The sequence below is a fragment of the Nonomuraea rhizosphaerae genome (genome assembly GCF_019396405.1).
Taxonomy (GTDB): domain Bacteria; phylum Actinomycetota; class Actinomycetes; order Streptosporangiales; family Streptosporangiaceae; genus Nonomuraea; species Nonomuraea rhizosphaerae.
Genome location: NZ_JAHKRL010000118.1, coordinates 1 through 7120 on the forward strand (window position 1 = coordinate 1; position 7120 = coordinate 7120).

Sequence of the window (7120 nt, forward strand, 5' to 3'; positions counted from 1 at the left end):
ACCGCAGTGACGTCCCGTCTGCTGACCCCCGCCCGCCTGGGCCCCCTCCACCTCCCGAACCGCCTGGTGATGGCCCCCATGACCCGCACCCGGGCCGCTGCGGACGGCGTCCCCGGCCCCCTGATGGCCACGTACTACGCGCAACGCGCCTCCGCAGGCTTGATCATCGCCGAGGCCACCACCCCGAACCCGGTCGGCCAGACCTACCCCAACGTCCCCGCCATCCACGCCCGGAAGCACGTGGACGGATGGCGGCAGGTCACGGACGCGGTGCGGGCGGCGGGCGGCCGCATGTTCCTGCAGTTGCAGCACGGCGGCCGGATCGGGCACCCCGACAACAGCGGCGGGCTGTGGCCGATCGCCCCCTCGCCCGTCCCGCTCCCGGACACGATCTTCACCCCGGACGGCCACCGCCCCGCCGTCGTGCCGCGCGAGATGACCGCCGCCGAGATCGGCTCCACCGTGGCCGACTTCGCCACCGCCGCCCGCAACGCGATCGACGCGGGCTTCGAGGGGGTGGAGGTGCACGGCGCCAACGGCTACCTCATCCACCAGTTCCTGGCGGGGGGCACGAACCGGCGCGCCGACGCCTACGGCGGCTCGGTGGACAACCGTCTCCGCTTCGCGCTGGAGGTCGTCCACGCCGTCGCCGACGCCGTCGGCCCCTCCCGCGTGGGCCTGCGCGTCTCGCCCGGCAACACCACCAACGGCATGCGGGAGGACGACGCCGAGAGCCTCTACCCGGCGCTCGTCGCCGCCCTGGCGGACACCGGGCTGGCCTACCTGCACGTCGTCTTCGCCGACCCTGAGCAGCCCCTCTTCCGCAAGATCCGCGACGCCTGGACCTCGACGCTGATCGCCAACCCGATGCTGCCCTGGCCAGGGCCGTTCCCGGCGGACGGCGGCAGGCAGGAGGGGGAGCGGCTGCTCGACGCGGGGGCGGACCTGGTGGCGCTCGGCCGCGCCTTCCTGGCCAACCCCGACCTGGTCGCCCGCGTACGGACCGGCGCGCCGCTCAACCCGCTGCGCGACCGGCACCTGATGTACGTGGGCGGCGAGACCGGCTACACCGACTACCCGCTCAGCGGCTCGCCCGTACGCTGAACCGCACCTTGTCCCCCGGCCGGAGCTGGGCCGCGACCGGCAGGTCGGCCGCCCGCACCACCCCGATCACCGGGTAGCCCCCGGTCGGCGGATGGTCGGCGAGGAACACGATCGGCTGCCCGCTGGGCGGCACCTGGACCGCCCCCGTCACCATCCCCTCGCTGGGCAGCTCCCCCTCACGGGCCCGCGAGAGCTCCCGGCCGCGCAGCCGGACGCCGACGCGGTTGCTGTCCTGGCTCACCGCGTACGGCTCCGCGCACAGCTCGGCGAGCGCCTCCGGGACGAACCAGTCGTCGCGCGGCCCGGGCACGATCCGCAGCACGGCGTCCCGCGGCGACCGGGGCGGCGCGAGGTCCACCGAGATCTCCGCCAGCCCTCCGGCCGTCCCCACGGGCAGCACGGCGCCCTGGCGCAGCGGCGCGGGCCCCAGCCCCGACAGCGAGTCCGTGGAGCGGCTGCCCAGCACCGGCTCCACCGCGATCCCGCCCCGGACGGCCAGATAGGTGCGCAACCCCCACGAAGGCGCCCCGAACCGCAGCTCGGCCCCCGCGGCCACCCAGAACGGCACCCCGTTCCCCACCCGCCCGTCCGCCACCGGGCCGGGGGAGCGGACGGTCAGCGGGCAGGGCGCCCCGGTCACGGCGACCCAGGCGCCCGCCCGGAAGGCCAGCCGCGCCCCGCCGTACGTCAGCTCGATCCCCGCCGCCGCCTCGGGGTTGCCGACCAGCCGGTTGGCCAGGCACAGGCTCGCCTCGTCGGCCGCGCCGGACGAGGGCACCCCCAGATGGGCGTACCCGTGCCGGCCCAGGTCCTGGACGGTCGCGTACGGGCCGGGCGCGCGCACCTCGATCATGGCGCGCTCACATCCGCTCGAAACGGACGCGCGTCCCGGGCCGGAACAGCGACGGCGGGTCGGCCGCCACGTCCCAGATCCTCAGCGGCGTGCGCCCCAGCAGCCGCCAGCCGCCGGGCGAGGCCGTGGGGTAGACGGCGGAGTGCTGCCCGGCGATCGCCACCGAGCCGGCGGGCACGGACGTGCGCGGCGTGGCCAGGCGCGGCACGTGCAGCGCGGGATCGAGCCCGGTCAGGTACGCGAACCCCGGCGCGAACCCCAGCCAGCCCACCACCAGCTCCCGCCCGGCGTGCCTGGCGACCACCTCCTCCACCGGCAGCCCGGCCAGCTCGGCGACCGACTCCAGGTCCTCGCCGTCGTAGGTGACGGGGACGGTGACCGGCTCAGCCTCGGCGCTCGCCGCAGGACCCTCCGCCGGCGCCCTCAGCGCCTCGCTCAGCAGCTCCTCCAGCCGCACCCGCAACACCCCTTGGTCCACCCCGGGCGCGACCACCAGGACCGTCTCAGGGCCCGGGACGACGTCCACCACCCCGGCGGGCCGCCGGGCGCGCAGCAGCGCGTCCAGCCGGTGCGACACCGGCAGCGCTCCCGTCTCGACCAGCAGCCCGTGCTCGCCGGCCGCCCGGACCCCGCTCACCACCGGACTCCCGCTCACGCGAAGGCCTGCAGGACCACTCCGGCCTCCAGCAGCCCGTCACGCACGGCCTGCGCCAGCCGCACCGCCCCGGGCGTGTCCCCGTGCACGCAGATCGACCGCGCCGGCACCGGGACCGGCTGCCCGTCCACGGCCGTCACGCTCCCGTCCACGGCCATCCGCACGGCCCGCGCGGACACCGCGGTCACGTCGTGGATCACCGCCCCGGGCTCGCGCCGCGACACCAGCATCCCCTCGGGCGTGTACGCGCGGTCGGCGAACGCCTCGGCGATCGTCGGCACGCCCTCGGCGGCGGCCACCGCGTGCACCGCGGAGCCGGGCAGCGTCAGGATCGGCAGCGTCGTGTCGTAGTCGGCCACCGCCTCGACCACGGCCTCCGCCTGCGCCGGGTCGCGGCAGATGCGGTTGTAGAGCGCGCCGTGCGGCTTGACGTAGGAGACCCGGCCGCCCATCGCCCGCGCGATGCCGTCCACGGCGGCGAGCTGGTAGAGGACCTCGGCGCACAGCTCCTCCGGCTCGACGTCCATCTCCCTGCGCCCGAAGTGGGCCAGGTCGCGGTAGGAGACCTGCGCCCCGATGGCGACGCCCCGGTCGACGGCCGCCGCGCAGGTGCGCCTGATCGTGACGGGGTCGCCGGCGTGGAAGCCGCAGGCGACGTTCGCGCTCGTGACGATGTCGAGCAGCGCCAGGTCGTCGCCGAGCCGCCAGACGCCGAAGCCCTCGCCCAGATCCGCGTTGAGGTCGATCACCATGCCCCCATCATGGCGGCAACGGCTACCTCGGCGCGACGAACAGCGTCTGAGCCGCCGCCCCCACCTCTCCGTCCTGGTCGAACAGCGTCGAACGGGTCAGCCCGCGCCCCGACGGCCCGATCACGGTCGAGGAGTCCATGCCGATCCACTCCCCGGACGGCGCCCTGAACAGCGAGATCGACAGGTCCACGTTCACGAACAGGTAGGCCTCGTGGTCGACGGCGAAGCTGATGCCGTTGCCGCTGTCGGCGAACAGCGCCAGCCGTTCGAGCGGCGTGATCTCCTCGCCCTCCACCAGCGGCACCGTGACCCGGCCCCACGCCGTGGCGGGACCCGCCTTCAGCGGGCCCCCGGCGGAGAAGCGCCAGTCCACGGCGCGGCCGTAGCCGAAGCCGGCGCTCAGCCAGGTGTCGCGGTCGCGTTCCAGCGTCTCGGGAGGCGGCGCGAGCGGGCCCGAGGCCGCCGTGGCGGGCGTGTCGGCCGTACGGACGCGCCACGCGGTGGCCCTGACGTACTCGCGGCCGCCGGAGGTGACGTGGGCCGACAGGCACTGCACCCGCTTGCCGCCGCGCAGCAGCTCGGTGCGCACCTCCAGCTCGCCCACCGGCACGGGCGCGAACACGTCCAGGGACAGCTTGGACAGCTCCATCCCCGGCCGGGTCCCGAACTCGTGCACGAGCAGGGCGGTGACCGGCCCCAGGTGCTGCGACTCCGGGTCCCACGGACCCTGGGTGTGCTCGGAGGCCGCGTAACGCGTCCTGGCCAGTTGTGTGTACATGGCTGTGCTCATCGGATGCCCATCAGATCTCGTCCGGGATGTCGGCGATGTCGTCAAGGGCCGAGGCGAGTTCCTCGGGGTCGCCGCCGATGCGCTCGGCGATCTCGATGAGCACGTGCAGCACGTCGTGGCGGTCGTGACCGAGGTCGAGCAGCCGCTGCGCGGCCTCCCAGAGCTGCGGCGGGTCGCCGTCCCACAGGCGGCCGGCGATCTCCTCGTGCCAGGCCAGGTGCTCCTCGTCGATCGCGCCGACGTGATCGATCTCCAGCAGCGTGCGCCGGTCGGCCTCGTCGGCCGGGTTGAGGGCGTCCAGGTCGACGCCGTTGTGCACCCCTTGCAGGAACGGGAACGCGAAGGCCCGCCTGGCCAGCGCCGACAGGTCGCCGTCCGGCAGCAGCCGCTCCAGCAGCGGCCGGTCCAGACCGAACGAGGTCGGGTCCCGGTAGGCCTCGGGGAACTTGCCGATCGCCTCCCACACCGCGTCCAGCGTCGCCTTCAGCCCCGTCTCGGGCAGGCCGGTACGGCGGGCGGCGAACCGTACCCAGGCCGACAGCACGTGCGGCATGGCCTCCTGCTCGGCCACGCTCAGCATCACCTTGCGCGGCAGCCAGTCGAGCAGGAACGTCTCGCACTTGGTCGGGCTGACCCGCAGCGGCCGGTTGAAGTCCTGGTCGCAGCCGTAGTCGATGATGTGGTCGGCGCACCGCGAGGCCGCCGACGGGTCCGACAGGTGCTCGGCCGCGTCCGAGGCGAGGAACTCCGCGGCCAGCATCGCCCGCCGCTCGCGGCTGTAGGGGGCCTCGATGTGCAGCGGGGCGGGCCGCTTGCGGCCGGGCGGCAGCGCCTTGAGCCGGGCGCGGGCGAAGGCGTGGAAGGCGCCGTAGCTGTCGCTGACCGGAGGCGGGTTCTTCGGCTCCCTGGTGGCCTTCATGGCCGACTCCAGCAGCGCCCTGGCCTGCTGCGGCTCGATCTCCTCGAACAGCAGCATCTGGTTGCCCGCCGCCTCGTCGCGCGCCTTGTCCAGCAACGTGTCGACCTGGGAGGACACCCACGCGTCACGCGCCATGCCGGACATGTTGTGATCGACGACCATGACCAGCGCGTGGCGGTCCTGGTCGGGGCCGACGGACCCGTCCTCGCCCCAGCGGTAGCCGAACGTGCAGATCACCGTGTCTTGGTCGCCGTAGGCGTCGCGGGAGACGTAACAGCCGGTGGGCTTGACCGCGCCGACGCGCTCCGCCCAGCCGGGCCGGGCCACGCCCGACTCCATCATCGCCAGCGCCGCGCCCTCCGCCTTGGCGCCCTGGCGGGCCGTGCCGAGATAGGCCAGGCAGATGAGCAGCGTCAGCGACGCCGGGGTGCCCGCCTTGGCCGCGTAGTCGACGAGCCCCTCGCCGAGCACCTGCTCGACGTCGCCACCCCTGACGCGGCGGCCCCACCAGGCGCCGATCATGTCGGAGACCATCAGCTCCGCGTCAAGGGGGCTGCGCACGGCCAGAAGCTCGCGAGCCGCCTGCACCATCTCCTTGAACACATCGTCTGGCGGGGTGCTCTCCCGGGGATCTCGTCGGTGTCGGCGCACGCCCTCACTCTCTCGCATTCCAGGCCGAAACGGTGCGTAGAACGCGGCCTGGTGACCCCGATGTTATCGGGGAGTCCGGGGCGGTGGTGCTGAGTTCACGATCGCGAGCAGGTGTTCGCGAGCGATGCGTTCGATGACCTCGGGCGTCGCCGTGATGCCGAGGTGCTGCGCGCACGCGCAGACGTCGGCGACGCAACGGTCGATCGTGTCCACGGGCACGGTCAGGAACTCTTCGGCCAGCCTGAGACTGACCGGCTCCCTGAGGAAGCGTGTGGCCAGAGCGAGCATAGGTGTGAGATTCCTCTGGAGGCCCAGGGGCAAACCCCCAGGAATGGATGCAGGGCGACGTGCGCTCCCCATTTCATCTTTTCTCAGGGCAGTGTCAAGCCTCCGCAACGCCTGTGTTCGCTTCTTCGGAACCGCATTCGTGCGAAGCTGTTCCCATGCGCATCCAGCTCGCCCAGCGGACGGAGGCCGACGAACTCCTCGGCCGGAGTCCGCTCGCCCTGCTCGTCGGCATGCTGCTCGATCAGCAGATCCCGATGGAATGGGCGTTCACGGGGCCTCAGACGATCTCCGAACGGCTCGGGCACGACCTGACGGCGGAGGAGATCGCCTCCTTCGACCCGGGCGAGTTCGCCGCGCTGCTCGCCGAGAAGCCGGCCGTCCACCGCTACCCCAAGGCCATGGCCGAGCGGGTCCAGCGGCTGGCCGCCTACCTCGTGGAGCACTATGACGGCAAGCCCGAGAACATCTGGACCGACGCCGCCGACGGCAAAGAGTTGCTCGGCCGTCTCCTGGAGCTTCCGGGGTACGGCAAGCAGAAGGCCCAGATATTTTTGGCATTGCTCGGCAAGCAAATGGAGGTTCAACCGCCAGGATGGCGCGAGGCGGCGGGCCTCTACGGGGAGGAGGGGTCGCTGCGTTCGGTCGCGGACGTGGTCGACGCCGACACGCTGGGGCGCGTTCGGGCCGCCAAGCAGGAGGCCAAGCGCGTGGCCACGGCCAAGTAGCCCGATCTTGCTGCGCGATGTGGAGCGATTTTGACAGGATGCGTTGACCTCAATGACGACCGGGCGGCGACGGGGGCTTCCGTCCGTGCCTGCCCATCGCCGATGATGTACTGCAGAATCCGGTCGCCCGGAGCTGCGCTACGCCGATATACAGTTATGGAGATGTGCCGCGTGGGAGACCCTGGCACGCGACGGAGGTGCCGACCATGAGCGCCGAGACCTCCGTTCCCCGTCCCCGGGAGTCGGATGTGGACATCTCAGCCTGAATCCACGGCGTGAAACTTGAAGCGAGGGCCATGAAATCAAGTGAGGTGCCCCTTGAGCTGGGAGGATGGGAGTTCTTCACGCTTCCAACCGCCAGTTCCAAAGGACACCTCGTAAGT

General features: G+C 72.8%; 8 protein-coding genes. 2 read left to right on the forward strand and 6 right to left on the reverse strand.

Annotation, left to right across the window (positions count from 1 at the left end; genetic code table 11):
* Positions 1 to 6 precede the first annotated feature (6 nt).
* A complete protein-coding gene (locus tag KME77_RS05870) occupies positions 7 to 1104 on the forward strand; it encodes an alkene reductase (protein ID WP_219462708.1) in 1098 nt (365 codons plus the stop codon).
* Here KME77_RS05870 and KME77_RS05875 read toward each other — a convergent pair.
* From KME77_RS05875 to KME77_RS05900, 6 genes are all read right to left on the reverse strand, one after another.
* Positions 1082 to 1957 carry a 5-oxoprolinase subunit C family protein gene (locus tag KME77_RS05875; protein ID WP_219462697.1) on the reverse strand — a complete coding sequence of 292 codons (876 nt, stop codon included), beginning with the start codon at positions 1955 to 1957 and terminating at the stop codon, positions 1082 to 1084. The genes KME77_RS05870 and KME77_RS05875 overlap by 23 nt on opposite strands.
* 7 nt (positions 1958 to 1964) lie before the next feature.
* Positions 1965 to 2594 (reverse strand): 5-oxoprolinase subunit B family protein, encoded by a 630-nt coding sequence (locus tag KME77_RS05880; protein WP_308250567.1) that lies wholly within the window; start codon positions 2592 to 2594, stop codon positions 1965 to 1967.
* A 14-nt stretch (positions 2595 to 2608) separates the two neighbouring features.
* Positions 2609 to 3364 (reverse strand): LamB/YcsF family protein, encoded by a 756-nt coding sequence (locus tag KME77_RS05885; protein ID WP_219462699.1) that lies wholly within the window; start codon positions 3362 to 3364, stop codon positions 2609 to 2611.
* A gap of 22 nt (positions 3365 to 3386) precedes the next feature.
* Complete coding sequence (locus KME77_RS05890; RefSeq protein ID WP_219462700.1) at positions 3387 to 4154, reverse strand: thioesterase family protein; 768 nt, start codon at positions 4152 to 4154, stop codon at positions 3387 to 3389.
* A 10-nt stretch (positions 4155 to 4164) separates the two neighbouring features.
* On the reverse strand, positions 4165 to 5664 hold the full coding sequence (locus KME77_RS05895) for a hypothetical protein (protein ID WP_219462702.1): 1500 nt from the start codon (positions 5662 to 5664) through the stop codon (positions 4165 to 4167).
* A gap of 123 nt (positions 5665 to 5787) precedes the next feature.
* Positions 5788 to 6012 (reverse strand): hypothetical protein, encoded by a 225-nt coding sequence (locus tag KME77_RS05900; protein WP_219462704.1) that lies wholly within the window; start codon positions 6010 to 6012, stop codon positions 5788 to 5790.
* 155 nt (positions 6013 to 6167) lie between these two features.
* Between KME77_RS05900 and KME77_RS05905 the strand changes: the two genes are divergently transcribed.
* On the forward strand, positions 6168 to 6737 hold the full coding sequence (locus KME77_RS05905) for an HhH-GPD-type base excision DNA repair protein (RefSeq protein ID WP_219462706.1): 570 nt from the start codon (positions 6168 to 6170) through the stop codon (positions 6735 to 6737).
* Positions 6738 to 7120 lie beyond the last annotated feature (383 nt).

Bases quoted from the DNA above. Each gene is read 5' to 3' on its own strand.
- KME77_RS05890 (WP_219462700.1), bottom strand. From the start codon at position 4,154: ATGAGCACAGCCATGTACACACAACTGGCCAGGACGCGTTACGCGGCC.
- KME77_RS05905 (WP_219462706.1), top strand. From the start codon at position 6,168: ATGCGCATCCAGCTCGCCCAGCGGACGGAGGCCGACGAACTCCTCGGC.
- KME77_RS05895 (WP_219462702.1), bottom strand. From the start codon at position 5,664: ATGGTGCAGGCGGCTCGCGAGCTTCTGGCCGTGCGCAGCCCCCTTGAC.
- KME77_RS05900 (WP_219462704.1), bottom strand. From the start codon at position 6,012: ATGCTCGCTCTGGCCACACGCTTCCTCAGGGAGCCGGTCAGTCTCAGG.
- KME77_RS05875 (WP_219462697.1), bottom strand. From the start codon at position 1,957: ATGATCGAGGTGCGCGCGCCCGGCCCGTACGCGACCGTCCAGGACCTG.
- KME77_RS05885 (WP_219462699.1), bottom strand. From the start codon at position 3,364: ATGGTGATCGACCTCAACGCGGATCTGGGCGAGGGCTTCGGCGTCTGG.